This is a genomic window from Aldersonia kunmingensis, assembly GCF_001646865.1.
In the GTDB taxonomy this organism is placed as follows: Bacteria; Actinomycetota; Actinomycetes; order Mycobacteriales; family Mycobacteriaceae; genus Aldersonia; species Aldersonia kunmingensis.
The window spans coordinates 25,366-52,023 of sequence record NZ_LRRB01000197.1 but is presented as its reverse complement, the minus strand read 5'-3'; the positions used below and the strand labels follow the sequence as shown (position 1 = coordinate 52,023).

The window sequence follows — 26,658 nt, the reverse complement described above, 5'->3', positions numbered from 1 at the left end:
CGGCGTCGCAGTCTCCAGTCCGTCTCCGCATGAGCGCGTACTTCCACCACCCCTGCGCGTTGCACCCAACCACCGCACGGAATCGCGCGACACCGCATCAATATCAGCCGGCCACGAAAACACAATTCCGACGATTCGGCGGCGCGAAGAGGGAAGCCGATGGGACACTTTGTCCGATGCGCCGAATTGCCGACCACCCCGGGATGGATTCACGAAGGGCCGGACAGTCCCGCGAGCGGTAGCTGCATGTGCTGCTTGGAAAGGGCGTCGCGGTGAGCGCATTTCGAACGGATGAGGCAGGGACACAATACGATTGGGTGCGCCTCGCCTGCGTCTCCGTGTCCGTGTGCAAGGGAGCACGCTGTAAACGTCTGTCGGACAAATGCGGATTCAACCGAGAAAGGCAGGACCATGCTTCGCCGTCCCACGATGTCCCCATTGCTGATCGCAGGCACCGCTTTCGCAGCGGTCGTCGCATTCGCTCCGGTCGCCGCCGCTCAGCCCGACAGCGGAGAACCTGGGAGCTTCTTACCTCCCGGTTTCCCCTGTTTACAGAACACCGTCTACCCCGTCCCGATCCTGAACTGGGGGTGGACGCCGCTGGATGGTTCCGAACCGAAATTTGTGGCGGGCCCACCCGAGGCATCGGGTGCCGGCTCGTTGGATATGGCTCTGCCACCCGGCGCCGCCCGCGTCAACTACTACCAGGCGGGCATCAGCACTCCCTTGCGAGATCTGGCCATCAATCCAGCGAGCCTCGCTTTCATTCACAAGGGACCGTACGTGGCGTTTCATCTGCGGATTCGAAACGCCGAGCGACCCGGCGACATAAGCGGTTTCACCACGCTCGTATGGTGGCCATCCGCCAACGGCGGGGAAGGCGCAAACAGCTGGGTCAACAGCCGGAATCTCGCCAACCAACAATGGTGGTCGACAAATGAAATTGCGGGGCTGGCTGGGGGTCAGGCAGCCACGGCGACACTGAAGCAAATTTCGGATGCGAACCCACGTGCACAGGTGAGCGCATATGGCATCCAGAACGATAGTGGGACCGGCGGCGCCGATAACGTCGTTTACGGTTGCGCACGATGGGATTTCGAACCGCTGCCTGGCGGCTCCGGCTCGGGCTCGTAACCGCCGAGTTCGATAAAGCGGCATGAGCGAATCCTGCTAGAGGGATCGCTCGTGCCGCGTCGACCGCCGATTTGCGGGAAAGATCTGACGTAACGCGATCGCGACGCCGCGGCGATACGCCGTGCTCGGCAGAAATGGTGCCACCCCTACGATTCTCCGGTGACCGATTACGACGACCTCGACCTGTTCGGCGGCCTCGACGCCTCCACCCTGCCGCAGCGCCAGCAGCGGATTCTGGCCACGATCCTGGATTGGGTGGCTGCCAACGGATGCGCGCCGAGCACCCGGCAGATCGCAGACAAGGTGGGCCTGCGGTCGATCTCGTCGGTGTCCAAGCATCTGAAGAGTCTCGAGGAGAAGGGCTTTCTTCGCCTCGGCACGGCAATGACTCGACAGTTGGACGTACGTCCTTTCCTCTCCGGATCGACGCAACACCGCTCGTCTGACAACAACGTGACGGTGCCAGTACTCGGCGACATCGCCGCTGGCACACCGATCCTCGCTGAGCAGCATTTCGATGAGACGCTGACGCTCCCACGCGAACTCATCGGCTCGGGCACCCTGTTCGGACTGCGGGTTCGCGGCGAGTCGATGATCGACGCCGCAATCTGCGATGGCGATGTCGTCGTCGTTCGCCGCCAGGATGAGGCCTATTCCGGTGAGATCGTCGCCGCGATGATCGATGGCGAGGCCACGGTGAAGGTGCTGCGGCGCCGAGATGGTCACGTCTTTCTCGAGCCGCGCAATCCCGAATACAACGTGATCGACGGCGACGAGGCAGTCATCCTCGGCAAGGTGGTCTCGGTGATGCGGCGGGTCTGAGTCATCGGCCCAGCTCAGAACTTGCCGAGGCCCTTACCGATCAGAACAGCTCCAATCACGAGGAGGAGCACCGTCATCACCGCGGTGTTGTGGCGTGTCAGCCATTCACGCAACGTCTGCAATGGACCGGCCCACCGTTGTGGTGACAGCAGGTATGCGATCACTGGAACGGCCACGCTGCAACTGGCGAGCAGAGTGAAAACGACGATGACGACGACGACATCCCCGCTGCTCAGCCCACCCTCGCCGATTGCCACTCCGGCCGCCGCACCGAGGATCAGGTTCTTCGGGTTCACCGCCGCGAGCGCGAATCCCAGACCTATCCCACGGCCCGCGGTGAACGAGTCGATCGCCGACATCCACTTCGGCATCGTTGGCTCGGCATCTCCGGCCGGTCTCGATCGCCAATCGCGGACCGCATGGATCACCAGGAGCGCACCCAGTCCGACGTACAGCCATGCATGGGCTGGTTGGGAGTTGCCCTCTTCATCGGGCAGGACTGCGGAGAGCAGCGTGAACACGCTGCACGCGACCGCTATCCCGATCACCCATCCGAACAGGAAGCCGACAGCCACGCCCTTCGCATTCGGTGCGAGCAAGATCAAAATTGCCGCGATGATGGGGATCGGGCTGAGCGCAGTTCCGACCGCGAGTGGCAATAGTTCGCCGATGACGGAATTCACTGTGCCGCTGTGCTTTCGCTCACTTGAAGTATTTAGCGAAATCCACGTAAGGAACCTGTCCTGTAGGACTCGCCTTGATGGCGTCGACAACCGGCCCGGGAATCGGAGCCCAGTAGGCCGGCATCGCGGCGGCGAGTGAGGGCTTCAAGAGATAGAGCAGGGCGAAATTCACGATCCAGATCGGCGGCACCATCGACATACCTACCACCGTGCTCACATTTCCCTTGGTGTTCGTCACCAGTTGAGCGGCGCCCGAAATCTGTTGCGAAGCAAAGCCGAACAGCGCTTCTATCGTGAACGCCGACCGGTACAAGGCGATAAGGGTGCGCGTGGCACCGTTGTCCCGCATCCAGTTACCCACGAAGCCGCCCGGCGAGATTAATGTGTTCACCTGCCTCGTCGGCGCGGCCTCGTTGGCAGGACTCTGCAAGAGGCCGTCGGTGGTCACGTAGACGCCGTAGCTCGCCAGCACCGTCGGTGTGGGCGTGCCGCCGACGTTGGCAGTGATGGGTCGGCCATTCGTATTGGACAGGATCCAGGCACATTGATCGATAATCTTGGCAGCATCGCGATTGCCGCCGGTTCCACCGCCGGTGGTGAGATCGCGGAACTGCTGCTCGGTTAGTGCGTCAGCCGGCCCGAGCCCGATCTGGGCGGCGACCCGATCCGCCCACTGTTGCCCGATCGGCTGGTTCAGCTGTGCCGTACTGGTGAGCTGCGTCGGTCCCACGTGTTCGAAAGCCGGTGCCCCGGCGAACGGGATCGCGAAACCCGTGGTCGGCAGTGGTTGAGCGCCGGCAACCTGGGTTGCCGTCAGTGGCACAACAAACGCGGCGGCCAATGCCAATACCGAGATTGATCTGCGCCGATGCCCCGCACGCAAGGAACCGATGCCGCGCATACGTCTACCTCCCAGTTGGCCCCCGGGCGAGCAAATATGAGCCTACGTCCTCCTAAGTCCACTTCGTTGGCTCATCCGAGAAAGCGGATGAGGCCTCTGCGCGGCTCCTAGACTGGCCCCATGGCGGATCACGACTCCGATCCCGAACGCCTGTCCGCGGACGACGCCCACATCCTGGGTCTCGAGTCTGCCGCGGTCACCGGTCACACTCTCAAGCTCGTCGTGCTCGAGCCGAGTGCGCGCGCACTCGATATCGATTCACTGAGAGCCATTGTCGCCGAACGTCTTCCGCAGCAACCGCGCGCCACACAGCGCATCGACACCAGCGGTGAATACCCGCGTTGGGTGGAGGACACCGAATTCGATATCGCCCACCACGTTCGCCAATTCCCGGACGGCTGCGCAAACCGGGCGGACCTCTGGCGCGCGGTCAGTTCGCTGATGTCGGAGCACCTCGATCGCGCCTATCCGTTGTGGACTTTCGACGTCCTCGGCCCGCTCGACAACGGGCGCACGGCAATCGCGGTGCGGATGCACCACGCCATGTGCGACGGGATCGCCGGGGTTCGATTCGTCGACACGGTGCTGTTCGACCCGCACGACGCGCCGGCCGCGAAGGGCGGGGTGCATCCGGATCGGGAGCCGGTATCGCGGGCCGCAGAGGCACGACGGTTGCCCGCCGCGGTATGGCGCGAACTCGGACACCTCGGGTCACGATCGCCGTTCGACCGCCCAATCACGGTGGCGCGCGAATTGGCCTTCACGGTTGTGCCGCTTGCGGAGATGAAGGCGATCGGAAGCTCCCGCCCGCAGCACGCGACGGTGAACGACGTACTGTTGACGGCAATATCCGGCGGACTGCGCAAGTGGCTCGACAGGCATGGCGAATCGCGGCAACGCCTGCGGGTACAGATTCCGGTGAGCCTGCACCACGCGGATGAAGGTGCCAACTTGCTGGGCAATCGCGACTCGTTCCTGAATCTCGATCTGCCACTGGGAATCAGCGATCCGCTGGAGCGGCTGGATCTGATCAGCGCTCAGACCCGCGAGCGTAAGCAGCTCGATGATGCCGACGAGTTGTACAACCTGTTTCATGCGCTTGGAACGGTGAAATCGATTGGTGCCGTGGCACATCGGTTGGCCGGAAGTTCCCGCGAGTGGGGCGTGTCGATCTCCAACGTGCCCGGTCCCGCGCTGCCCAGATCCGTCGCGGGCCGCCGGCTGATCCACCTGTTTTCATCGTCGGAACCCGCCGCCCACCACGCGCTGCGTATCGCCGCGATCTCGTTCGACGGCAACATTGGGATCGGCTTGTGCACCGATCCCAACGCGCTGTCGCATATCGACCGGATGGCGGACGCGATTCACGAGGCGCACGTAGAGGTGCGTGAGGCTGCCGGGGTGAGTCCCTGATGTGCCCCAAAGCTTTTCGCCGATTTTGGTGCGGCGGTACGATAGTGGTCATACACGCCGACGAACTCTCCTGACGCGGCATGTGATCACCAACCCGACACCGCGCAGAACCGGATGACAGGAATGCCAAAGCTCGCGCTCACGCTGCCACTCGCGTTGCTCATGCTGGCGGCGTGTTCCTCCGCCGACCCCGCCGAACCGACACCCATGGCGCGCGCATTCGTCTCCACCGCGGTGCAGGGCACGCCGATTCCTGGCGGCGGGCCACTCGAAGTCGGTTTCGCAGACGAGCAGATATCCGCCTACGCAGGTTGCAATCGGGCGAGCGGGCCGGTGGACCTATCCGACGGCAAGCTGGTGACCGGCGATCTCGCTACAACGATGATGGCGTGCCCCGGTGATCGCAGCGGCGCAGACGCGTGGGTAGCCACGCTGCTGAACGCGCAGCCCGCATGGGCACTTAGCGGTGACACGCTGACGCTCCGAAGCGGTGACCAGGTCATCAGTCTGCTCGATCGCGAAGTTGCCAACCCCAACCGCCCGCTGATCGGTACGACTTGGGTCGTACAGAGCACGATCGCATCGGACGCGATCACGACTTCAGTGGCGTTGGAGCGTGCGGCGGCCACCTTGCTTCTCGACCCGGACGGCACCGTGACCGGCAGTACGGGCTGCAACAACTTCAATGGTCCTGCAACGGTTTCCGAGTCCGATACCGGAAACACGATCGAATTCGGCCCGCTTGCCACCACCCGGAGGGCCTGCGAGCCCGACCTTGCCGAGGTCGAGCATGCGGTACTGGGCGTACTGTCCGGAACGGTCGACGCGACCGTCGATGCCGATCAACTTCGGCTGAAGAAGTCCGACGGCACCGGACTGGTGCTGCGCGCCCAGTAGCGGATACCGAGTTCGCGCCCGCCGCTACGCGGGCAGGACGGTGATTGCTCCCCTGCAAACTGCCGTCTGCGAATTGATGAAGTACCACCCGCCGCCGGTCTGCACGGTGATGGTGAAGTCCACCGGGCCAGTGCCTGCCCAGGTGCGGTTGATCGGGATGCTGGGCTTCTGCTGCCAGGCCACCTCATCGCTGAAGCTGCGTCCGGTAGCGCCGGTCGTCCGGTTGTGCCAGTCGACGGACAGCCGGGTGCCGTACCAGTTCGGGCCGATGCTCGGGATGAGCCCACCCGGTGGTGCCGGCAGTTCGTTGTTGCCGCTGAGCAGAATCGACGGCTCGAGCGCGGCTCCACCGGGTCGGAGTGACGCGCCGGACGCGGCGGTGATGGTCCAGTGGAACGAGGGCGCCCAGAACAACGGATTCAGGCTCGAACAGGTCATGGTCGTCGACGTGGGCTGGGCACTCGCTGTGCCTACTCCGCCGGTCACGGCGACCGCACCCAATCCGACGGCGGCCAGACCCACAGCAAACAAGCGTCCCATGTGCGTTCTCATGACCATATTGTCCGGAATTTGCAGCGCCGCGTTACGGAACCCCTAGTCGTCCCGGCGTTTTCCGGCGGTCGCGACCTCGGTCGCGACTGAACGTGAACGCCCACTCTTCAGCCAGCTGCGCGGGACTCCGCGCGTGCGGTCGAAAAGTGGGCGGGTAGTTATCGGTTACCGTGCGGCCTGAGCGGTCCACCATGGGGAAGAGGATCCGCTGAACCACTGCGCCGATCCGCTGGAGCCGGTCCCCGGATCAGGAACAGGAGTCTCGAAGCCGGTCACCACAACACTGGGCGCCTCGGCATTGAGGCCGATCATGTCCTTCTGGCTCGGGCCGAGAATGACCCGGTAGTGCACGACATGCGATGCGGCGCCCGCATTCGGCAGGTCGGGCAGTGCCGCCAGATCGACGGTCACCTCGGTGCGGAATGCCGGGTCGACGTTGTTTCGGTACGCAACGCCGGAACCCCAGTGGGTCGTGGTCTCGGCGATCCCGCTCTTCAGGCCGGGGAATCGGCCGGTCACGCCGGTGCCGTAGTCGGTGCCGGTCAGCGGTTCGTCATCGATCCAATAGTCGAGAGTGAAGGTCGTCGCGTTTGTGCGGTTGTCCATGAAGAACGTCGCAGTGCCATCGCCGTTGTTCACGGCACCGATGGCCAAACCAGTCGATGATGCCGCGGCGGATGCGCTCGGTACAAGGATCGCGGCAGCGATTCCCATCGCTCCGAAGATCGCGATCACCGGAAGAATTAGCTTGCGGAACACTTGATCACCCTTTTCGTTTCAAAACTAAGGGTATCGGAAATACGCCTGCTTCAGTCGTTCGTGTAATGCACGAGACACTTCGGTCCACCAAAACCAATTTCGGCGCAGACCGCAGACAGAACGCCGCACCGCCACAATTAGTGGCAGTGCGGCGTATTCGTGAACTCAGCGCTCGTCGGCCTTCAGTCCAAGCGCGACCTTGCCGGCGTGCTGCAGCGTTTCCTCCGGCGTGAACGGATGGAACTTCACCGCCCGCACGTCGCGGTACGCCTGCTCGATCGGACCGCGGTAGTACGACTGTCCGCCAGTGACTTCCATCGCGATATCGCACACTTCCACCGCCGCCTGCGCGATTTCGCGCTTCGCAGCCATCACTGCGACGACGGTGTCCATGGACGGTGCCGGGTCATCGCCGACCACGGCGAGTGCACCGTCGAGCGCCCACGATGCCGCGCGCAGCCTCGTATCCATCAGGCCGATCTGGCGTTGCACAAGTGCATCATTCGCCTTGCCGGTCGATCGCAGCGCGGCCACCGCATGGTCACGCGCAGCCTCGGCGATACCGAGGTACACGGCGGCGATCGCAGGGAACGCGATGCTGAAGATCACCTGCAAGGGTGGATCCACCACACCGTAGGGGCGGCGTGCGAGCACGGCTGCATCCGGCACGAACACCTCGTCCAGCTCGATGTCGTGACTGCCGGTGCCGCGCATCCCCATGGCGTCCCAGTTGTTCTGGATCGAAACACCCTCTGCACCAAGCGGAACGGCCATGTTGAGCACGATCTGCCCGTCTTCGGGGTCCTCGAAGGGGAACATCGTCGACATCACGGTGCCGACCGGGGCCTGGCTGCAGAAGATCTTGCGCCCGCTCACCCGGTAGCCGCCCTCGACCTTGCGGGCGGTGCCGCGCGGCCGCGTGGTGTCGGCGCCGCCGGTCGAGACGAGCACGATCCCCTCGTCCGCGACCCGGCGCAAGGTCTTCTCGGCGCCGGCCATCTCGCGCCGGTAGCGCCACGCGGTGAAGAGGACGACGTGCTGATGCATGACGGACGCGAGTGCGGCCGATCCGCAGTAATGCGCGAGAGTGCGTTGCGCATTCGCGACCTCACGAATGGAGGCGCCGTGTCCGCCGAGTTCCTGCGGAACTGCGAGGGCGAGATACCCGGTGCTGGAAAACACTTCGTACGCCTCGGCAACGAAGGTGCCCTCGCGGTCGTGAATGCTGCTGAACGGCTGAATTTTTCGGCCGATTTCGGCAGCCCACTCCGCGAAGTCACGGGGGCGGTCGTTGATGCTGGGTTCAGGTGCAGTGATGGTCATGTCTTCGACGGTAAGAATCGTCGAGAGCCGCAACTAGTATTCATTTTGGACCTCGACGCCCATAGTCTGAACCCATGCACGAATATGGCCAATATTGTCCGATTGCGTTGGGTAGCGAAGTACTCGCGGACCGTTGGACGCCCCTGATCCTGCGAGAACTCGTGCTCGGCAATACGCGGTTCAACGACATCGAACGCGGCCTGCCCGGAATTTCACGGACCCTACTGTCGGCCCGGCTGCGCCATTTGGAGAGCGTGGGCGTGCTCGACCGGCTCCCATCTCGAACCGGACGTGGCAGCGAGTACTTCCTGACACCGTCGGGTCGCGACCTCGAATCCGTGATCCAGTCGCTGGGCGAATGGGCCGTGCGCTGGCGTTTCGTAGAACCCGAGCCGAAGCTCGTCGACCCGATCACGCTCACCTGGTGGATGCACCGCCGTATCGATCGCGAGCGGCTCCCCGACAAGCGCGTCGTAGTGGAGTTCAACTATCACGGCACCCCGTCAACCGTGCTGTGGCTGGTCCTCGACAACGGCGAACCGTCGGTGTGCATGAAGTATCCCGGCTTCGACGTCGATCTGATCGTCCGCACCGACGCCGTGTCGATGATGCGCGTGTTCTCCGGACAGAAGCCCCTCACCGCTGCTCGCGAGGACGGCTCGGTCCTGATCACCGGACAGCCGGCACTCGAGCGTGCCTTCGGTACCTGGTTCCTGTGGAGCCCGTTCGCCCCCGCGGTACGCAAGCGCACCGCCGACTCGCCCGGGGTGTAGTGATGGCCATCGAACTGAACCACACCATCGTTCCCGCGTCCGACAAGATGCGATCGGCGCAATTCCTCACCGAGCTCCTCGGCTTACCCGAACCAGCCTCCTTCGGACCGTTCCGAATTGTTCAGATCGGCTCGCTTTCATTGGATTTCATGGATTACGGCGATGCCGCAATAACACCCATGCACTACGCGTTCCTGGTCGGCGAGGACGATTTCGATGCGATCTTCGGGCGCATCCAAGCTCGCGGACTCGACTACTGGGCCGATCCGCATCATCAGGAGCCTGGCACGATCAACCACCACGACGGTGGCCGCGGCGTGTACTGGAATGACCCGGACGGCCACGTGCTCGAGATCATCACTCGCCCGTACGGCGGCTGACGCTCTCCTTCTGCTCATCCCGCACCCGGCGGCATTCACGTGGCTCGCACTAGTTCACATCGGCCGCTCGCTACCTGCTATTTTCCGGCAATTATTTAGAAATCAACCCCGAACCGCTGCAGAACTGCGATTAACTTAATCCGTTCGCGACGGCTTGCGAGCACCCGCTCGCACAACGAGATGGAGTCGATGATGGACGGGGCCAGCCAACGACAGTCTCGGCGTAAATTCCTGCAAGGCGCGGCGGGCGCAGCCGCCTTGACCGCGATGGGGCCGGCGCCGCAGGCGCCCAATCGGTGACCGGTTCGTCGGGCGGCGGAGCGCTCAGCAACGAGAACGGCAGCTACGGGGGCCCCGCACCGCGCACGGACGGTCGCCCGAACGGCAAAACCGTCGCCGTCTTCGGCGCCGGGCCAGCTGGGCTGTCGGCAGCACACGAACTCGCCGAACGCGGGTTCAACGTCACTGTCTACGAGGCCATGTCGGTGTTCGGCGGCAAGTGCCGAAGTCTCTACGCGCCCGGAACCGGGCTACCCGGTGAACACGGCTTCCGCAGCTTCTTCGGCTTCTATCACAACCTGCCGGACACGCTGCGCCGAATTCCCTTCCCCGGCAACGCTAATGGCGTGTGGGACAATCTGGTACGGCTCAATGCCGCCATGATCGCCGGGTACGACCGGGCCAATCTCACCATTCCGCTGCCCCTCCCCCTCCCCTTCTCGCAGCCGCCGATGACGCCGCAGGCGTTCGTCGACTCCGCGGTCGCCGTATTCCAGACACTTTTCCGGCTTCCCCTCTACGAGGCGTTCTTCGCGGCCGAGCGACTCGGCGTCTACGTCACCAGTTGTGACGCCCGGAAGGTGAACCAGTGGGAGAACATCACCTGGACGGAGTTCGCAGAACTCGACAACTCGTCACCGGAGTACAACCGCTTCCTCGGCGACGGGTTCATCAAGGAACTCGTCGCAACGAAGTCGAGTAACTGCAGTGCGAACGCGATCGGCGTCGTCGGCGAGGAGTACGTCTGGTCGCTGATGAATCTGAACAACGACGACGACTTTCGCGGCAATGACCGCGTCCTGAACGGACCAACCACCGAGCAGTGGATAACTCCGTGGACGAATTACCTTGGCTCGCTTGGCGTCACGCTGCGCCTCGGCACGAAGCTCACCGGCTTCGAGATGAACGGATCCCATATCCAATCCGCCACGGTGAGCACACCATCGGGACCACAGACCGTCCAGGCCGATTTCTACCTGTCCGCAATTCCGTTGGACAAGTGGCCCGCACTGCTGACGCCCGATGTTGTCCGGGCCGATCCCGCGCTCGACAGCATCCGCGAGTTGCAGGCGGCGTGGATGTGCGGCCTCCAGTTCTTCCTCACCGAACGGGCGGACCTCGCGAACGGACACGTCGGCTACAACGATGCGCCGTGGGGCGTCACATCGATCAGCGAAGGGCAGTTCTGGCACCGTTCGCTTACGCAGTATGGCGATGGCCGGGTGAAAGATGTTCTATCCGCGATTATTTCGGATTGGGATACGCCCGGCATGTTCACCCGCAAGACGGCGAGGCAGTGCACTCCCGAAGAGATTGCCCGAGAAACGTGGGGACAGATCCGCTCGCATGTCGATGGCAAAGGATCGACGCGACTGACGGACGACATGCTGCACTCGTGGATGATCGACACCGCTCTCACCGGGGCCGGCACACCACAGATCGCCTATGACGACCCGATCTTCATCCAGAACCCAGGTTCGTGGAACGACCGGCCGGACGCGTTCACCAAGATCGACAATCTCTTCATCGCAGGCGATTGGATCAAGACCCAGATGAACGTCGCCTGCATGGAAGGCGCCAACGAGGGCGGTCGACTCGCCGCCAACGCGCTACTGCACGCGTCGGGGTCACCCGAACCACCGGCCAAGATCGAGCCGCGCTTCCGGCAGGTGCTCTGGGAGCCGTTCAAGATCATCGACCAGCACCGGTTCGCGGCCGGCGAGGGCAATATGTTCGACATCGTGGACGGATTCCGTAGGCCGCCCCGCTAACGCCCCGTCAGGCCTCGTGCCCCGGCTTCAAGCCGAACACATCCTGATACGTCACCAACTCGCCAACCATCGAGCCGACCTCTCCCGGTCCCGGCTCGAGTTGGAACGCCATGTGATCGCCAACGTCGAAGCTGGCTAGGGTGCGGCCGGAAAACCACCCCGCGGCCGCATGCAACACAGGGATTCCCATCGGCCCGTCGGACCACTCGCACTGCGCGAACTTGTCCACCTCATCGCCCGTCGTGCCGCCAAACAACTCGACCAGGTCCCGGTGCTCCCGGGCCACGATGTGCACGACCAGCCCGGGCGCGTCCACAGCAATGCGGAAGGTGTGGTTGAGCTTTGACAACCCGACGAGAAAACGCGGCGGATCGATGCTGGTTTGCGTTGCGAAACCGACCAGGCAACCGGCAAGCCGATCGCCTGCCCGGGTCGTGACAACGAACATCGGGTAGTCGAGTTCGTCCATCATTTTCTCGAACGCGTGCGCACGTTCCTCGTCCATGCATCCGGTCTAGCACTGTGCCGCAACGACCGGAGGGAAGCTGACGACCGCGTACCGCGAACCCCCAGCCGGTAAAGTCGTGGTCGTGGCCGCCAGTATCAGTCCGTTCGCGAGCGTCTTCGGCGCGGATTCGACTTCCGACCCCGCGATCCTCGACGGGGCGATGTCGGCATTTCTCGACTTCGGAATTCGCCGCGCCAGCATGAACGAAATTGCCAAGCGCGCGCACATCAGCCCGGCAACGCTGTACCGGCGATTCGCGAACAAAACGGCCCTCGTCGAGGCAGTGGTACTGCGCGAAGCACGCGAGTTCGTGGTGGCCGTGGACAACCGGGTGGATCGCGCGGCCTCGGCCCGCGAGCAGGTAGTCGAGGGATTCGTCGCGTTCACGGTCATGCTCGCGGGCAACAAGCTGCTTCGCCGACTGCTGATCACCGAGCCGGAGACCATCCTTCCGCAGCTCACGATCGGCGCCGCACCGACACTTGCGCTCGGCCGGGCCTACCTCGCCGAGACGCTGCGCCGTTTGCAAAACGAAGAGGGCCTGCCCCCATTCGATGTCGACGGCGTGGCCGAGATCTGCGCCCGTCTCGCGCTCTCGCTCGCGCTCACGCCGGACGGCATCATTCCGATCGACGACGAGGCTGCTGCCCGAAAGTTCGCCGACGAGCACATCACCGCATTGGTTCGGCTACCTAGCACCACTAAATGACCTCGGGCGGGTCGCCTAAATGACCTCGGGCGGGTCGCCCTCGGCCGCGACTTCGGGGCGACCCTCGATAGGTATCGCGGGCGCCGGGATCGCCGGGCTCGCGCTCGCCGGCGCGCTGCATCGCAGCGGGTATCCGGTCACTGTCTTCGAGGAGCGGCCGGAGTTCGCACCAACCGGGGCCGGCATCACCATCTGGCCCAATGCGCTTGCGGCGCTCGACAGCCTCGGGCTCGGCGACAGGATTCGTGCTGCCGGCAACCCGGTCGGGGCGGGCGGGATCCGCACCGCGGACGGCCGCTGGTTGCGCCGGATGGACCGCGCCCGGATCGAGGCGGCGCTCGGCGAACCACTCATCGCGATTCACCGCGTCGAGCTCATCGAACTGCTCGCGGAGGCCATCGGCACCAATGACCTGCGCTTCTCGGCAGGGGTCACCGGGTTCAAGCCCAACGGCGGGCGGGTCAAAGCTCTCCTCGCGGACGGCACTACCGCCGAAGTCGACGCGTTGATCGGTGCCGACGGGTTCCGCTCCGCCATCGCCCGTCAGTTGCAACCAGATATCCGCGAGCGGTACGCCGGGTACACCGCGTGGCGAGGCGTCGCAGAGACGGACACCGCTCACCTCGGCGACGATGGCGAGCCCGCCGAGTTCTGGGGGCGACGGCATCAATTCGGGTTCGTTCCCCTCGGCCGCGGCCGCACCTACTGGTTTGCCACGGAAACGGCACCCGCCGCCACCACGTTCGGCGACGACCTCGACCACCTCCGGAGCACGCTGCACGACTGGCCGAGCCCGGTGGCCGCGCTTCTCGACGCCACCGCATGCGGCGCGATATCCCGGCACGACATCTACGACCGAACCGTCGCGCGGCGCTGGTCGGCCGGGGCTGTCACCCTCGTCGGTGACGCGGCACATCCCATGCGCCCGCACCTCGGCCAGGGCGGTTGTCAGGCCCTCGAGGACGCCGCAATCCTCGGGCGATTGTGCGAGGGATCGGCGCCTCTGGATGCGTTCGCCGAGTACGAGCGGCTACGGCAGCGGCGGGCCCGGCGATACGTCCGGCTATCGGCGCTCGCGGGACGGACGAACTCGCTGCCGTGGCCGCTGCAAGGAGCCCTCCACCAGGTAATTCGGACAATTCCGGACAAATTGGCGCTGCGTCAATTGAGCGCGGTTTCCGGCCGGAAGGCATTTCGATAGTGGAGTGTAAACAAGTCACAAATTGGCGGCAAAGTTTTGGTTTCAGCACCGTGTGGGTACTGCCATACTATCGGGTATGGGGTGGCTGATCTTGATTGGAGTCTGGGTGCTGGTGGCAATCGCCATCGCACTACTTCTCGGTCGGTTGATCGCGAACGGCCATCGCAATGATCCGCGGACTTCGGCAAAGCCGTCATCGGGACCGCGCGAGTCTCAGGCTGACCTCTGACGTGCTGTTATAGCTTCGACACCGTCCGATTACCGCCGGATTACGTCACGTCCGGCGCTATTACTTGTTACGCTTCTGACGCTTTCGCAGCGGACTTCGCACAGTCGATGCGGCGGTCGAAAGTCGTTGCGGTCCTGCATCACGCGAGAGAACAGGACGCAAATTGAGGCTCAAGAATTGCTTGTCTGCGGTCGCGATCGCCACATTGACCGTCACGACTGCACTGGCTTTCGCCACACCGGCGGGGGCAAATCCCAACGCGGTCAATCCAATTCCGCTGCTCAACGGAACAATTGGCCTTCCTCGCCTGAACGGCCCCACGCAAGCCGTAGCGCAGGTCACCGGCCTTGCGAGCCCCAACAACACCCAGAACTACAACGTGTTCGGCACGGACCTGGGAATCATGTGGGACAACGGCAAGGGCGAGATGCTGACCGCCTATGGCGACACCGCCGGCTTCGGTCTGCCCAACCTGCTGCTGGGCAGTTTCTGGGCGTGGCGCAGCAACATCCTTATGCGCAGCCATGACAAGACTCCGGGTGACGGCATCATCTACGACAGCGTCGTGCGGGACGGACTCGGACAAGCCAAGGACCTGGTGCCCAGTCCGAAGATCCCATTCGTAGAGATCAGCCGAATCCCCACCGCTGGTATCGCGGTCAACGGCACCCAGTACATGTCCATGATGTCGGTGAAGAGCTGGCTCGAACCGGGTCGCTGGGACACCAATTTCGCAACCATCGCCCTATCCGGTGACAACGGCGAGAACTGGATCGAGGCACCCGAGGCACGGCGTCCGGCCGCGGGCGGCGACCTCAACTTCCAGATGAGTGCGTTCGTGAAGGGCAACGGATTCGTCTACCAGTACGGGACGCCGCCGGGCCGCAACAACTCCGCCTACCTCGCGCGGGTGGTGCCCGAGCAGATCCTCAACCTCGCCGAGTACGAGTACTGGAACGGCAAGGAGTGGAGAAAGAACGACGTCAACGCCGCGATTCCGATCGTGCCCAGCGGCGTCGGCGAGGTCTCGGTGGCGTGGAACCAGTTCCTCGGGCAGTACGTCATGCTGACCACCGACGCCTTCAACTCGGTCGTAATGATGACGTCCCCGAACCCCGAGGGGCCGTGGAGCCCGCCGCGCGTATTGATCGATACGAGGGCACTGCCCAGCGCGTACGCGCCGTCGATCTACCCGTATCAGACGGGCTCGGATCTCTACTTCCTGACGACGATCCATCAGCAGTACAACGTCGTGCTGATGCGCACGCCGCTGCGCTGACCGTGCCGTACTGTCCGACCGCGTCTCGTCCGCGCTGGTGAACGCGGTCGAGGCGGTGGACGCTGCCGACTGGGATCGGCGCTATCAGAAGACCGGACTTGGATGGGATGCGCCGCCGAACACGGTGGTCTCCGATCTGTGCTGGGCGTTGGCCCCTGGACGAGCGGTCGATCTCGGCTGCGGAGAGGGCCGCAACGCCATCTGGCTCGCTGAACGCGGCTGGTCGGTGACCGCGATCGATTTCTCGCAGGTCGCGATCGACAAGGCCCGGACCGTGGTCAGTCGCAAGAGCCGGGCCGTGCGCAACCGGATTACCTGGCGATGCGAGGACGCCACCACTGCCGATCTCGACGGCCCGGTTGACCTGATCGTCATCGCGTTTGTGCACCTGCCGCGCGCACAACTGCACGCCTTACTGGACCGTGCCACCGACGCCCTCGCGCCGGCCGGCGCGCTGTGCATCGTCGGCCACGACATCCGCAACCTCACCGAGGGGTATGGCGGACCCGACGACCCAGACGTCCATTACGACCCCGACCAGCTCGCCGCCGCTTTGACCGGCCACCTCGAGGTCCGCGTCGCGCAGCGGCGCAAGCGGCTCACCGAGGATCGGGACGCGATCGACGCCGTGGTGTTCGCCGTTCGGCCTGGGGCGGGCGGCGATCCCACATAGGGGGGCGGATGGTCGCGCTGCGCTCAGCGGAGTGAACGGAAGCGTTCACTCCGTCTAACGCAACGAATGTTCCGTTCACGGCGCACATTGATGCGCTTCGTCTCAATATTGGCCTACGCCCTGGCCCAGCGTCGCAGCCAGGGCTCGAGCACCCGAACGATTTCCGGGCCCGCGTTCTTCAACGCATGTGTCTCGCCCTTCAGGACGTGGACGAGCGCCGCATCGGCCGCATCGGGGACGCCGAACGGATCGCGGTCGCCGTTGAAAACAACGACCTCGGCGGCTGGACCGGCCGCGCGCAGTTCGTCTGCGCGGGTCTTCTCCGGCTTGCCCGGCGGGTGCAGCGGATAGGCCAAGCAGACCACGCCCGTCGCTCCAACCGCCACGGCGGTCCGGCAGGCGACGCGCGCGCCATTGCTCCGTCCACCCTGAACAAGCGGTACGCCCGGCACCCGCTCGCGCAACGCCGCGATCACATCGAGCCAGGCGGCATCCTGTTTCGTCGCAGATCCAGGCGCCCGTCCACCCGCGACACGAAAGGGTTGCAGGACTCGCGCGACCGCTCCCCCGAGATCGCGGGCGAGCGCACGCACGGCGAGCACGTCGCTCGAATCGACACCTCCGCCCGCGCCGTGAGTCAGTACCAATAGGAACGCCGGGTCGGCGTCAACGTCGAGTTGAACCCGGGCCGGGCCCGCAAGCGTCTCGATTTCCACACCTTCACCCTAGTGGTAACTGCCGTCACAAAACATGAAGAAACCCTCAGATTCCTTCCGTTGGGGAATCGTGAAATTAGTTGTGCGACAACGCCTTTAGAATACCTGTGAGGTTGGACACAGCAGCGCTTCACTTCCCTTGAAGATTGATCTACTCGGTAGTAACATGGGTGCTAAGTTACCGGTGAGTAGCCGATGGACGCTACCCAATTGGAACGAATATGTTGGGCGGGAACCGACAGCCGCGGGACCGCACCGAACCCATCCATCAAAATGGAGAGCTAAGAATGGGCCACTACAAGAGCAACCTTCGCGACCTGGAGTTCAACCTCTTCGAGGTGCTGGGCATCGACGAGACCCTGGCCACGGGCGCGTACGGAGACCTTGACGCCGATACGGTCCGCGAAATGCTCGCCGAAGTCCGCCGTCTGGCCGAAGGCCCGCTGGCCGAGCCGTTCGCCGACGCGGACCGCAACCCGCCGGTCTTCGACCCCGAGACCCACAGCATCTCGATCCCGGAGTCCTTCAAGCAGGCCTACCGCACCTTCTCCGAGGGTGGCTGGGACAAGCTCGGCATCGCCGAGGAGCTCGGCGGCATGCCGGTTCCTCGTGCCGTCTACTGGGCCATCGGCGAGATGATCCTCGGTGCGCAGCCGGCCGCGTTCATGTACGCCGCTGGCGCGGGCTTCACCGAGATCTTCTACAACAACGGCACCGACGAGCAGAAGGAATGGGCGAAGGTCATCGCCGAGCAGGGCTGGGGCGCCACCATGGTGCTCACCGAGCCCGACGCCGGTTCCGATGTCGGCGCCGGCCGCACCAAGGCGATCCAGCAGGATGACGGCTCGTGGCACATCGAGGGCGTCAAGCGCTTCATCACCTCGGCCGACTCCGATGACCTGTTCCCGAACATCATGCACCTGGTTCTGGCTCGCCCCGAGGGCGCCGGACCGGGCACCAAGGGCCTTAGCCTGTTCTTCGTGCCGAAGTTCCACTTCGACCCGGCGACCGGTGAGCTCGGCGAGCGCAACGGCGCCTTCGTCACCAACGTCGAGCACAAGATGGGCCTGAAGGTCTCGGCCACCTGTGAGGTCACCTTCGGTGGCCACGGCGTGCCCGCCAAGGGCTGGCTCGTCGGCGAGGTGCACAACGGCATCGCGCAGATGTTCCAGGTCATCGAGCACGCTCGAATGATGGTGGGCACCAAGGCCATTGCGACCCTGTCGACCGGCTACCTCAATGCGCGTGATTACGCCAAGGAGCGCGTGCAGGGCGCCGACCTCACTCAGATGACCGACAAGGCCGCGCCACGCGTCACCATCACGCACCACCCGGACGTGCGCCGCAGCCTCGCGATGCAGAAGGCATACGCCGAGGGCCTCCGCTCGGTGTACCTCTACACCGCCGCGCACCAGAACGACGATGTCGCCATGAAGGTTTCGGGCGCCGACAGCGAGATGGCCTTCCGGGTCAACGATCTGCTGCTCCCGATCGTCAAGGGTGTCGGCTCGGAGCGTGCCTACCAGTACCTGACCGAGTCGCTGCAGACCCTGGGCGGTTCCGGCTTCCTGCAGGACTACCCGATCGAGCAGTACATCCGCGACGCGAAGATCGACTCGCTGTACGAGGGCACGACCGCGATCCAGGCGCAGGACTTCTTCTTCCGCAAGATCGCTCGTGACCGCGGTGTCGCGCTGGCGCACGTTGCCGGTCAGATCCAGCAGTTCATCGAGAGCGAGGCCGGGAATGGCCGCCTGAAGCGGGAGCGCAAGCTGCTCGCCACCGCGCTCGAAGATGTCCAGGCCATGGCGGCAACCCTCACCGGTCACCTGATGGCCGCGCAAGAGACGCCGTCCGAGCTGTACAAGGTCGGCCTCGGCTCGGTGCGCTTCCTGCTCGCCATCGGCGACTTGGTCATCGGTTGGCAGTTGCTGCGTCACTCCGAGATCGCCGTCAAGGCGCTCGACGCGGGTGCCGCGGACAAGGATGTGCCGTTCTACGAGGGCAAGATCGCCACCGCGGCGTTCTTCGCGCGCAACGTGCTGCCCGAGCTGACCGCCACCCGCAACATCCTGTCGAACCTCGACAACGACATCATGGAGCTCGACGAAGCTGCTTTCTGATCCTGCCGATCTGCGTTCGGCATGCGCCCCCGGGACCCACAAAGACCCGGGGGCGCACTGGCTTCAAGGCGTTGATGGTTCGCTGTCCCGGTCTGCGCTGGTCGCGGGGCGCACCCCAGAGCCGCACACTTCCTGCGGCGCCGCAGGAAGTGTGCGGCGGGAGGGTGAACGGTGCGAGAACAGCGCTTCGAAGAGTCGTGGACCTCCGTCGGCTCAGTACCCGGCAAAGGCGCGCCGCGGCTCAGTACACCGTGAGGCCGCGCTCCGCGAACTGGCCCCGCACGCGGGCGGTCAGATCGTCGTCCGGCGGGTGCGTGTCGGCGAGGGTGTATTCCTCGCCGAGGTCCTCCCACTTCTCCTTGCCCATCTGATGGAACGGCAGCACCTCAACGCGTTCGACCACGCCACCCGGGCCCAGATCCTGAAGCGAGGCTACGTAATCGGCGACCGCGTCGACGTTTTCCTCACCGTCGGTGAGGTCGGGCACGAGGACGAAGCGGACCCAGATCTTGTTGCCGCGCTGCGCTAGCCGGCGACCGAACTTCAGCGTCGGCTCGAGCTCGCGCCGCGTCGCGCGCTTGTAAACCTCCGGCAGGCCCGACTTCACGTCCAGCAGAACGAGACTCGTGTTGTCGAGCAGCCGGTCGCTGGCCCGCGCGCCCAGAAAGCCCGACGTATCGAGCGCGGTATGGATGTCCCGCTCGCGGCACCAGGCAAAAACCCGCTCGACGAACTGCGGCTGCAACAGCGGCTCGCCGCCGGTGATCGTCAGCCCACCGCCGGTCGCGTCGAACACGCGGTGGTAGCGGTCGATCTTCGCCAGGACCTTTTCGACCGGACGTTCCTCGCCGTGCCGCCGATTCCAGGTATCGGGGTTGTGGCAGTACTGACACCGGAGCGCGCATCCAGCGACGAAGATCGTCAGCCGCGTGCCTGGGCCGTCGACCGAGGTGACGAGTTCCCACGAGTGGACGGTGCCGATTCGACCCTCACGCATCGCCCTCAGCCGCTCAGTCCGCTCGGATGCCTCCTCGTCGGTGACTGGCTCCGGTCGGGAAAACGATGGCATTCCGAGTGGTGCCGACGTCGAGATCTTCCCTGCGACAACTGCGTACGCCATCACAGCTCCCCGTGGAACGTCCTGGATAGCACATCGAGTTGCTGTTCGCGGGTAAGCCGGACGAAATTCACCGCGTAACCCGAGACCCTGATAGTCAGCTGCGGATAGTTCTCCGGATGCTCCATCGCGTCCTCGAGCGTCTGCCGGTTGAGGACGTTGACGTTCATATGGAAGCCTTCCTCAGCCATGTAGGCATCGAGGAGGCCGACGAGGTTGCCGACCTGCTCGTCCTTCGTGCGACCGAGTCCGCTGGGCACAACCGTGGAGGTCAGCGAAATACCGTCCTGTGCTTCGTGATACGGCAGTTTCGCGACGCTCAGTGCGCTAGCGAGCATGCCGTGCCTGTCGCGCCCGTTCATCGGGTTGGCGCCCGGCGCGAATGGTTCGCCCTTGCGTCTCCCGTCGGGGGTATTGCCGGTTGCCTTGCCGTACACAACATTCGAAGTGATCGTGAGCACCGACTGGGTATGCACCGAATGACGGTAGGTCGGCTGTCGGCGCACCTTCTGGATGAACCTGCTCATCACCTCGACCGCGATCGCGTCGACACGATCGTCGTCGTTTCCGTACGTCGGGAACTCGCCGGTCGTTTCGTAGTCCACGACCAGGCCGGTGTCGTCACGAATAGGGCGAACCGTCGCGTACTTGATCGCCGACAACGAGTCGGTGACGACACTCAGGCCAGCGATGCCGCAGGCCATGGTGCGCAGAATGTCCTTGTCGTGCAACGCCATCTGCAGCCGCTCGTAGGCGTACTTGTCGTGCATCGCGTGCACGCAGTTCAGCGCGGAGACATAGGTTTCGGCGAGCCAGTCCATCAGCTTGTCGAACTTCGCGTCCACCTCGGCATAGTCGAGCACCTCTGCGGTGATCGGTGCGCTCGGCGGCGCGATCTGATCGCCGGTGACCTCATCGCGTCCGCCATTGATCGCGTACAGCAACGTCTTCGCGAGGTTCACCCGCGCACCGAAGAACTGCATCTGCTTACCGACCCGCATCGAAGAAACACAGCACGCGATTGCCGCGTCGTCGCCGCTCACTGGTCGGATGAGTTCGTCGGACTCGTACTGGATCGCCGAGGTATCGATGGATGCCTGTGCCACAAAGGTTTTGAATCCTGCCGGCAGCCGATTGGTCCACAGCACGGTGAGGTTCGGCTCGGGTGCCGGGCCGAGGTTGTACAGCGTCTGCAGCATCCGCATCGAGGTCCGGGTGACCAGGGTCCGCCCGTCCTCCCCCATGCCGCCGATCGACTCCGTGACCCACGTCGGATCACCGGAGAACAGTTCGTCGTACTCGGGCGTGCGCAGGAACCGGACGATGCGCAGTTTGATGACAAGGTCGTCGATCAGCTGCTGCGCCTGCGTCTCGGTGAGGGCGCCGGCCTGGATGTCGCGCTGCACGTAAATGTCGAGGAAGGTCGCAGTGCGTCCGAGCGACATGGCCGCGCCGTTCTGCTCCTTCACCGCGGCCAGGTACGCGAAGTACAGCCATTGCACCGCTTCATGCGCGCTACTCGCGGGCCCGGAGATGTCGAACCCGTAGGACGCCGCCATCTGCTTCAGCTCGCCGAGCGCGCGGATCTGCTCGCTGTTCTCCTCCCGATCCCGGATGACCTCCTCGGTGGAGAACTGCGCGTCCATCGCGGCGCGGTCGGCACGCTTACCGGCGATCAGCGTATCCACGCCGTACAGCGGGACGCGGCGATAGTCACCGATGATGCGGCCGCGGCCATACGCGTCGGGCAGGCCGGTGATGATCTTCGAGCGGCGCGCGGCCTTCACGAACGGCGGATACACATCGAAGACGCCCTGGTTGTGCGTCTTGCGGTAGAGCGTGAAGACCTTCTTGACTTCCTCGTCGACGGGGTAGCCGTAGGTGTTCAGCGCATCCTCGACCATCCGCCAGCCGCCGTAGGGCATGATCGCGCGCTTCAGTGGCGCATCGGTCTGCAGCCCGACGATGATCTCGTTGTCCTTGTCGATGTAGCCCGGCGCGTGTGCGGTGATCGTCGCCGGGGTTCGCCAGTCGACGTCGTAGATCCCCTTATCACGCTCGGCGGGGAACATTTCGGAGAGCTTGGCCCAGATACCCGTCGTTCGCTTGGTCGGGCCGACGAGGAAGCTCGAATCCCCTTCGTATGGTGTGTAGTTGCGCTGGATGAAGTCGCGGACGTCGATCACGTCCTGCCAAGGACCAGCAGTGAAGCCGTCCCAGGCTGGGCTGGGTCGATCGAGATCCGGATTGAAGCCTGGCGCGGTCGTCGACATGTCGCCTCCTGCTCGACAGCCCCTTTTTCAGGCTAGGCCGGGCAGCGAGGACGCGGAAGGGAATGGGCGGAAGGTCAGGACTTCTTCGCCGCGGCCTTGGCGGCTCGTTTGAACTCGCGCACCTCGGAGAGCGAATCGGCGTCGACGACGTCCGCGATCGACCGCCGGGAACCCTCGTCGCCGTAACTACCCGCCACCTCGCGCCAGCCGTCCGGGTGCACGCCCATTTGCTTGCCGAGCAGGGCGAGGAAGATGCGGGCCTTCTGATCGCCGTAACCAGGCAGCGCCTTCAGCCGCTTCAGCACCTCGCGCCCGTCCGGGTCGCCCTCGGTCCAGATCGCCGCAGTGTCCCCGCCGTAGGCCTCGACGATGTACGCCGCCATTGCCTGGATCCGCTTGGCCATCGAGCCCGGGAAGCGATGCACGGCAGGTGTTGTCGAGCAGAGCGCGATGAACTCGTCGGGATCGGCCTCGGCGATGCGGTGGACGTCAAGCCCGCCCATCCGGTCCGCGATCTTCTTCGGCCCGAGGAACGCCGTCTCCATCGGCACCTGTTGATCAAGAAGCATGCCCGTCAACAGCGCGAATGCGTCACCGGCCAGCAGTTCGTCCGCTTCCCGGTCTCCCACGAGGTTGAGCGTCACCATGTCCCGATCCCTCCTCGGCCTTTTCGAGCTACTCGGCGAGCAGCTTCTCCGTCGCCGCGACCAGCACGCAGGTGGCGAGGCCGTCCATCGCGACGCCCAGCTCGTCGAGACCCGGGAAGCTCGGCGCGATCCGGATGTTCCGGTCCTCCGGATCCTTGCCGTACGGGAACGCCGAACCCGCTGCGGTGAGCGCGATACCGGCGTCCTTGGCCAGCGCGACGGTGCGCGCGGCTGTGCCCTCGAGCACATCCAGGCTGATGAAGTAGCCGCCCTTCGGCTCGGTCCACGATGCGACCTTGGACGCACCGAGACGGTCCTCGAGGATCTTCAGCACCAGCGCGAACTTCGGCGCGAGCAGCTCCCGATGCTTCTCCATGTGCGCCCGCACGCCATCCGCGTCTCCGAAGAAGCGCAGGTGCCGCAGCTGGTTGAGCTTGTCCGGGCCGATGCTCATCTTGCCGGTGTGCCCGAGGTACCAGTCCAGGTTCGCGGTCGAGGCGCCGAGGAAACCCACACCCGATCCGGCGAAGGTGATCTTGGACGTCGACGCGAGCACGTACGGGCGGTTCGGGAAGCCGGCCTCGGCCGCCATGCCGAGCACGTCGTGCACCGGCGCGGCCTCGCCGAACAGCGGGTGCACGGCGTACGCGTTGTCCCAGAACAGCCGGAAGTCCGGCGCGGCCGTCGGCATCGACGTCAGCGCGCGCACCACCTGCTCGGAGTACACGGCTCCGGTGGGGTTGGAGTAATTCGGCACCGCCCACAGGCCCTTGACCAGCGGGTCCGAGCCGGCGAGCGTCGCGGCTGCCAAAACGTCCGGTCCATCGGGGGTCATCCCGATCGGGATCAGTTCGAAGCCGAGCGACTGAGCCAGCACGAAGTGCCGGTCGTAGCCCGGGCTCGGGCACAGGAACTTGCGACCCGGCTCGGCGATCCACGGCTGCTCGGAGTCGGGGGTGCCATGCAGCAGCGCGAACACCAGCAGGTCGTGCATGATCTCGAGGCTCGCGTTGTTGGCGGCCAGCAGATTGCCGACGCTCACGCCGAGCAGTTCGCCGAAGATCGCGCGCAACTCGGGCAGGCCGGTGAGCCCGCCGTAGTTGCGGCAGTCGGTGCCCTTGCCGTCGCGGTAGTCCTCGCCGGGCAGGGTCAGCAGTCCACTCGAGAGGTCGAGCTGCTCGGGCGAAGGCTTACCGCGCGTGAGGTCGAGCGAGAGCTTCTCGGCTTGCAGCTTGGCGTAACCTGCCATGTTGCGTTCGAACTCGGCCTCGAGTTCTTCGCGGCTCATCAACCCGATCTGCGTTTGGCGGGCCATACCCACGTGCACCTTTCGTCTGCTTCGGCTTGCACAGTCCAGTCGCGGAAGTCGCGTCCGCGTTCAATTTACCTGGATGGCTGCCGGAGAAGGCGAGTGAGTTAAGGGGACCCCGCGCACCCGGCAGAGCCCGTTGACCCTTGCTGCCTTCCGGCCCTGGGGGAGTTCACAGGATGCGCGCCGCGCGGGATCCGTTGTCGAGTGTAGCGGGGGTGGATTTGGTGCGCCCCCGGGGTGGCCCGGTATGCTCCTCCACGGAGGATTCGCCTAGTGGCCTATGGCGCTCGCCTGGAACGCGGGTTGGGTTAACGCCCTCAGGGGTTCAAATCCCCTATCCTCCGCCATCAGCGCCCCGGCCCTGCAGAGCTTTTGCGACGCAGGACCGGGGCGCTTTTTGTGCCCATCGAGCTGGTTGACCCCTTCCCCACCGCCCGTCCAGCGTGTAGACAAATGGCATCAGATGTCTACAGCTCGGGAATCGGAGCGTGCACGGTGGCAACAGAACAAGCGCCATTGCGAGTGATCCAGTGGACGACGGGCAACATCGGGCGCCGGTCGCTGTACTCGATCATCGACCGCCACGACATGGAGCTGGTGGGCGTCTACGCGCACGGCGAGGAGAAGGTCGGGAAGGATGCGGCCGACCTCTGCGGATATCCGACCCCGACCGGCGTGATCGCCACCAATGACATCGCCGAGCTGATCGCGCTGAAGCCCGACGCGTGCTGCTACAACCCGCTGTGGTCGAGCGTCGACGAACTCGAGGCGCTGCTGAGCGCGGGGATCAATGTCTGCACGACGGCAGGCTGGATCACCGGCGGCAAGCTGCCGCAGGAAGATCGCGATCGCATCGAAAAGGCTTGTTACGCAGGCGGTTCAACGATGTTCGGCAGCGGGGCACATCCCGGCATCACGAACATGGTCGGCATGGTCCTGAGCGGCTGCTGCGAGCGCGTCGACGAGATCCGGATTACCGAGTCGGTGGACTGCTCCACGTACCGCTCGGCGGGCACCCAGACAGCGATGGGCTTCTCGCAGGACCCCGAGACCCCTGGGCTGGCGGAATCGGTACGCCGCGAGAGTGAAGTCTTCGCCGAGTCGGCCGCGATGATGGCCGACGCGATGGGCGTCACGCTGGACCGGATGACGTTCGACGTGGAGTTCACCGCTGCCACCGACGACAGCGACCTGGGCTTCATGAAGATCCCGAAGGGCACCGTGGGCAGCGTCTTCGGCTACCACCGCGGCTGGGTCGGTGACCGCAACGTCGTCAGCGTCGGCTTCAACTGGATCATGGGCGAGCACGTGACCCCGCCCAAGCCGCTCGCCGATGGGCACGTCATCCAGGTCTTCGGTGTGCCCAATATGCGCACGGTGATCCACTGCCTGCCGCCGTTCGACTGGGACACCCCGGAGGAATGGATGGAGCTGGGCATGATCTACACCGCCCTGCCGGTGACGAACGCGGTGTCCCGCGTCGTCGCCGCGCCGCCGGGCATCGTGACGCTGGCCGACCTGCCGCCGATCACCGGGTACGTCAAGCCCTGACACGATGACCGCACTCGACCCGTCCCCGGAGCCAACCCGCTCCGACCGCGACCGCATTCTCGACGCGGCCGAGGTCTGCCTGCTCGACCGCGGGATCAGCAAGACCACCATGGCCGAAGTCGCCACGGCGGCGGGGGTATCGCGGGCCTGGCTCTACCGGCTCTACCAGGACAAGGTCAGCCTGTTCGGCGCGGTGATGGTCCGGATCGACTCGGCGCACTGGCAGGCCGAGGGTGCACGGGTGCGTGCGGCCACGACGTTGGTGGACACCATCGTGGAGTCGGTGCTCCTGTCCCGGCAGATGCAGCAGCGGCCGGTCATCGTCAAGCTGCGCGAATCCGAGCCGGCGGCATTCAGCCAGGTCGCCGAGATCGGTATGCAGCACTTCATCCCCTGGCTGTCGGCGACATGGAAGGTCTATCTCGTCGCCGCGCAGGAGCGTGGCGAGATCGGCTCCGGCCTCGCGCTGGACTGGGCGTCGGAGTGGGTGGCCCGAATCGTGCTGTCGCTGTGCACGGTTCCCAGCCAGGTGGTCGATATCGACGATCGCGACTCGATGCGTCCTTTCGTCGAGCAGTTCCTACTTCATGGTTTGAACGCCCCTTCGCGGGGCTGAGGAAAGCGAGAAGGCT

General features: G+C 64.7%; 26 protein-coding genes, 1 tRNA gene and 1 other RNA gene. 16 read left to right on the top strand and 12 right to left on the bottom strand.

The features are described 5' to 3' along the window. Positions 1 to 438 precede the first annotated feature (438 nt). Both A8G08_RS15110 and lexA read left to right on the top strand, forming a co-directional pair. Positions 439 to 1,134, top strand: a complete 696-nt coding sequence (locus A8G08_RS15110; RefSeq protein WP_245672840.1) for a hypothetical protein — start codon at positions 439 to 441, stop codon at positions 1,132 to 1,134. A gap of 159 nt (positions 1,135 to 1,293) precedes the next feature. After that, positions 1,294 to 1,956 carry a transcriptional repressor LexA gene (gene lexA, locus A8G08_RS15105; protein ID WP_068275518.1) on the top strand — a complete coding sequence of 221 codons (663 nt, stop codon included), beginning with the start codon at positions 1,294 to 1,296 and terminating at the stop codon, positions 1,954 to 1,956. Between the two features lie 14 nt (positions 1,957 to 1,970). Here the strand turns inward: lexA and A8G08_RS15100 are convergent, their stop codons facing one another. Then, entirely contained in the window at positions 1,971 to 2,639 is a 669-nt protein-coding gene (locus A8G08_RS15100) for a GAP family protein (RefSeq protein ID WP_068275514.1), read from the bottom strand. A gap of 19 nt (positions 2,640 to 2,658) precedes the next feature. Further along, positions 2,659 to 3,540: a hypothetical protein gene (locus A8G08_RS15095; protein WP_068275512.1), complete on the bottom strand. Its 882-nt coding sequence runs from the start codon at positions 3,538 to 3,540 to the stop codon at positions 2,659 to 2,661. Positions 3,541 to 3,660: 120 nt separating this feature from the next. Here A8G08_RS15095 and A8G08_RS15090 point away from each other — a divergent pair, with 120 nt between their 5' ends. Further along, positions 3,661 to 4,953 (top strand): wax ester/triacylglycerol synthase domain-containing protein, encoded by a 1,293-nt coding sequence (locus tag A8G08_RS15090; RefSeq protein WP_068275509.1) that lies wholly within the window; start codon positions 3,661 to 3,663, stop codon positions 4,951 to 4,953. Between the two features lie 114 nt (positions 4,954 to 5,067). Continuing rightward, entirely contained in the window at positions 5,068 to 5,850 is a 783-nt protein-coding gene (locus tag A8G08_RS15085) for an META domain-containing protein (RefSeq protein ID WP_157108591.1), read from the top strand. 24 nt (positions 5,851 to 5,874) lie between these two features. Here the strand turns inward: A8G08_RS15085 and A8G08_RS15080 are convergent, their stop codons facing one another. From A8G08_RS15080 to A8G08_RS15070, 3 genes are all read right to left on the bottom strand, one after another. After that, positions 5,875 to 6,402, bottom strand: a complete 528-nt coding sequence (locus A8G08_RS15080) for a hypothetical protein (protein ID WP_068275651.1) — start codon at positions 6,400 to 6,402, stop codon at positions 5,875 to 5,877. A gap of 165 nt (positions 6,403 to 6,567) precedes the next feature. Next, complete coding sequence (locus tag A8G08_RS15075; RefSeq protein WP_068275504.1) at positions 6,568 to 7,161, bottom strand: hypothetical protein; 594 nt, start codon at positions 7,159 to 7,161, stop codon at positions 6,568 to 6,570. A 165-nt stretch (positions 7,162 to 7,326) separates the two neighbouring features. Further along, positions 7,327 to 8,484 (bottom strand): acyl-CoA dehydrogenase family protein, encoded by a 1,158-nt coding sequence (locus A8G08_RS15070; protein ID WP_068275501.1) that lies wholly within the window; start codon positions 8,482 to 8,484, stop codon positions 7,327 to 7,329. Between the two features lie 74 nt (positions 8,485 to 8,558). On the opposite strand from A8G08_RS15070, the gene A8G08_RS15065 reads away from it, so the two are divergent. The 4 genes from A8G08_RS15065 (at position 8,559) to A8G08_RS15055 (ending at position 11,688) form a co-directional block, all read left to right on the top strand. After that, the gene (locus A8G08_RS15065) at positions 8,559 to 9,257 is read left to right on the top strand and encodes a winged helix-turn-helix transcriptional regulator (protein WP_068275498.1); all 699 of its coding nucleotides are present in this window, start codon (positions 8,559 to 8,561) and stop codon (positions 9,255 to 9,257) included. Positions 9,258 to 9,259: 2 nt separating this feature from the next. Then, a complete protein-coding gene (locus A8G08_RS15060) occupies positions 9,260 to 9,637 on the top strand; it encodes a VOC family protein (protein ID WP_068275495.1) in 378 nt (125 codons plus the stop codon). Between the two features lie 180 nt (positions 9,638 to 9,817). Continuing rightward, a complete protein-coding gene (locus tag A8G08_RS28495) occupies positions 9,818 to 9,937 on the top strand; it encodes a twin-arginine translocation signal domain-containing protein (protein ID WP_084436294.1) in 120 nt (39 codons plus the stop codon). After that, positions 9,934 to 11,688 (top strand): hydroxysqualene dehydroxylase, encoded by a 1,755-nt coding sequence (locus A8G08_RS15055; protein WP_068275492.1) that lies wholly within the window; start codon positions 9,934 to 9,936, stop codon positions 11,686 to 11,688. Before A8G08_RS28495 ends, A8G08_RS15055 begins: the two co-directional genes overlap by 4 nt. 7 nt (positions 11,689 to 11,695) lie before the next feature. On the opposite strand, the gene A8G08_RS15050 is transcribed toward A8G08_RS15055, so the two are convergent. Continuing rightward, positions 11,696 to 12,193, bottom strand: a complete 498-nt coding sequence (locus A8G08_RS15050; RefSeq protein ID WP_068275489.1) for a flavin reductase family protein — start codon at positions 12,191 to 12,193, stop codon at positions 11,696 to 11,698. Positions 12,194 to 12,278: 85 nt separating this feature from the next. On the opposite strand from A8G08_RS15050, the gene A8G08_RS15045 reads away from it, so the two are divergent. From A8G08_RS15045 to A8G08_RS15030, 4 genes are all read left to right on the top strand, one after another. Beyond that, on the top strand, positions 12,279 to 12,905 hold the full coding sequence (locus tag A8G08_RS15045) for a TetR/AcrR family transcriptional regulator (protein ID WP_245672839.1): 627 nt from the start codon (positions 12,279 to 12,281) through the stop codon (positions 12,903 to 12,905). 19 nt (positions 12,906 to 12,924) lie between these two features. Further along, complete coding sequence (locus A8G08_RS15040; protein WP_068275481.1) at positions 12,925 to 14,106, top strand: FAD-dependent monooxygenase; 1,182 nt, start codon at positions 12,925 to 12,927, stop codon at positions 14,104 to 14,106. Between the two features lie 392 nt (positions 14,107 to 14,498). Continuing rightward, positions 14,499 to 15,614 (top strand): glycoside hydrolase family 183 protein, encoded by a 1,116-nt coding sequence (locus A8G08_RS15035; protein ID WP_068275478.1) that lies wholly within the window; start codon positions 14,499 to 14,501, stop codon positions 15,612 to 15,614. 37 nt (positions 15,615 to 15,651) lie between these two features. Then, entirely contained in the window at positions 15,652 to 16,287 is a 636-nt protein-coding gene (locus tag A8G08_RS15030; protein ID WP_342669663.1) for a class I SAM-dependent methyltransferase, read from the top strand. A gap of 113 nt (positions 16,288 to 16,400) precedes the next feature. On the opposite strand, the gene A8G08_RS15025 is transcribed toward A8G08_RS15030, so the two are convergent. Continuing rightward, the gene (locus tag A8G08_RS15025; RefSeq protein ID WP_068275475.1) at positions 16,401 to 17,003 is read right to left on the bottom strand and encodes an alpha/beta hydrolase family protein; all 603 of its coding nucleotides are present in this window, start codon (positions 17,001 to 17,003) and stop codon (positions 16,401 to 16,403) included. Between the two features lie 287 nt (positions 17,004 to 17,290). Between A8G08_RS15025 and A8G08_RS15020 the strand changes: the two genes are divergently transcribed. Continuing rightward, a complete protein-coding gene (locus tag A8G08_RS15020) occupies positions 17,291 to 19,126 on the top strand; it encodes an acyl-CoA dehydrogenase (protein ID WP_068275472.1) in 1,836 nt (611 codons plus the stop codon). Between the two features lie 241 nt (positions 19,127 to 19,367). On the opposite strand, the gene pflA is transcribed toward A8G08_RS15020, so the two are convergent. The 5 genes from pflA to ffs form a co-directional block, all read right to left on the bottom strand. After that, positions 19,368 to 20,246: a pyruvate formate-lyase-activating protein gene (gene pflA, locus A8G08_RS15015; RefSeq protein ID WP_084436292.1), complete on the bottom strand. Its 879-nt coding sequence runs from the start codon at positions 20,244 to 20,246 to the stop codon at positions 19,368 to 19,370. After that, positions 20,246 to 22,516, bottom strand: coding sequence for a formate C-acetyltransferase (gene pflB / locus A8G08_RS15010; protein WP_068275469.1), 2,271 nt, complete (start codon positions 22,514 to 22,516; stop codon positions 20,246 to 20,248). Before pflB ends, pflA begins: the two co-directional genes overlap by 1 nt. Before the next feature lie 74 nt (positions 22,517 to 22,590). Then, on the bottom strand, positions 22,591 to 23,163 hold the full coding sequence (locus A8G08_RS15005) for an HhH-GPD-type base excision DNA repair protein (RefSeq protein ID WP_068275467.1): 573 nt from the start codon (positions 23,161 to 23,163) through the stop codon (positions 22,591 to 22,593). Positions 23,164 to 23,191: 28 nt separating this feature from the next. Next, on the bottom strand, positions 23,192 to 24,478 hold the full coding sequence (locus A8G08_RS15000) for an aspartate aminotransferase type Ic (RefSeq protein WP_068275464.1): 1,287 nt from the start codon (positions 24,476 to 24,478) through the stop codon (positions 23,192 to 23,194). 101 nt (positions 24,479 to 24,579) lie between these two features. Then, positions 24,580 to 24,674: signal recognition particle sRNA small type (gene ffs, locus A8G08_RS14995), an RNA gene on the bottom strand. A 60-nt stretch (positions 24,675 to 24,734) separates the two neighbouring features. Between ffs and A8G08_RS14990 the strand changes: the two genes are divergently transcribed. From A8G08_RS14990 to A8G08_RS14980, 3 genes are all read left to right on the top strand, one after another. Continuing rightward, positions 24,735 to 24,822 (top strand) — tRNA-Ser (locus A8G08_RS14990). A gap of 106 nt (positions 24,823 to 24,928) precedes the next feature. After that, positions 24,929 to 26,026 carry an NAD(P)H-dependent amine dehydrogenase family protein gene (locus A8G08_RS14985; RefSeq protein ID WP_068275461.1) on the top strand — a complete coding sequence of 366 codons (1,098 nt, stop codon included), beginning with the start codon at positions 24,929 to 24,931 and terminating at the stop codon, positions 26,024 to 26,026. Positions 26,027 to 26,030: 4 nt separating this feature from the next. Then, positions 26,031 to 26,642, top strand: a complete 612-nt coding sequence (locus A8G08_RS14980; RefSeq protein WP_068275458.1) for a TetR/AcrR family transcriptional regulator — start codon at positions 26,031 to 26,033, stop codon at positions 26,640 to 26,642. The last annotated feature ends 16 nt before the right edge of the window (positions 26,643 to 26,658 follow it).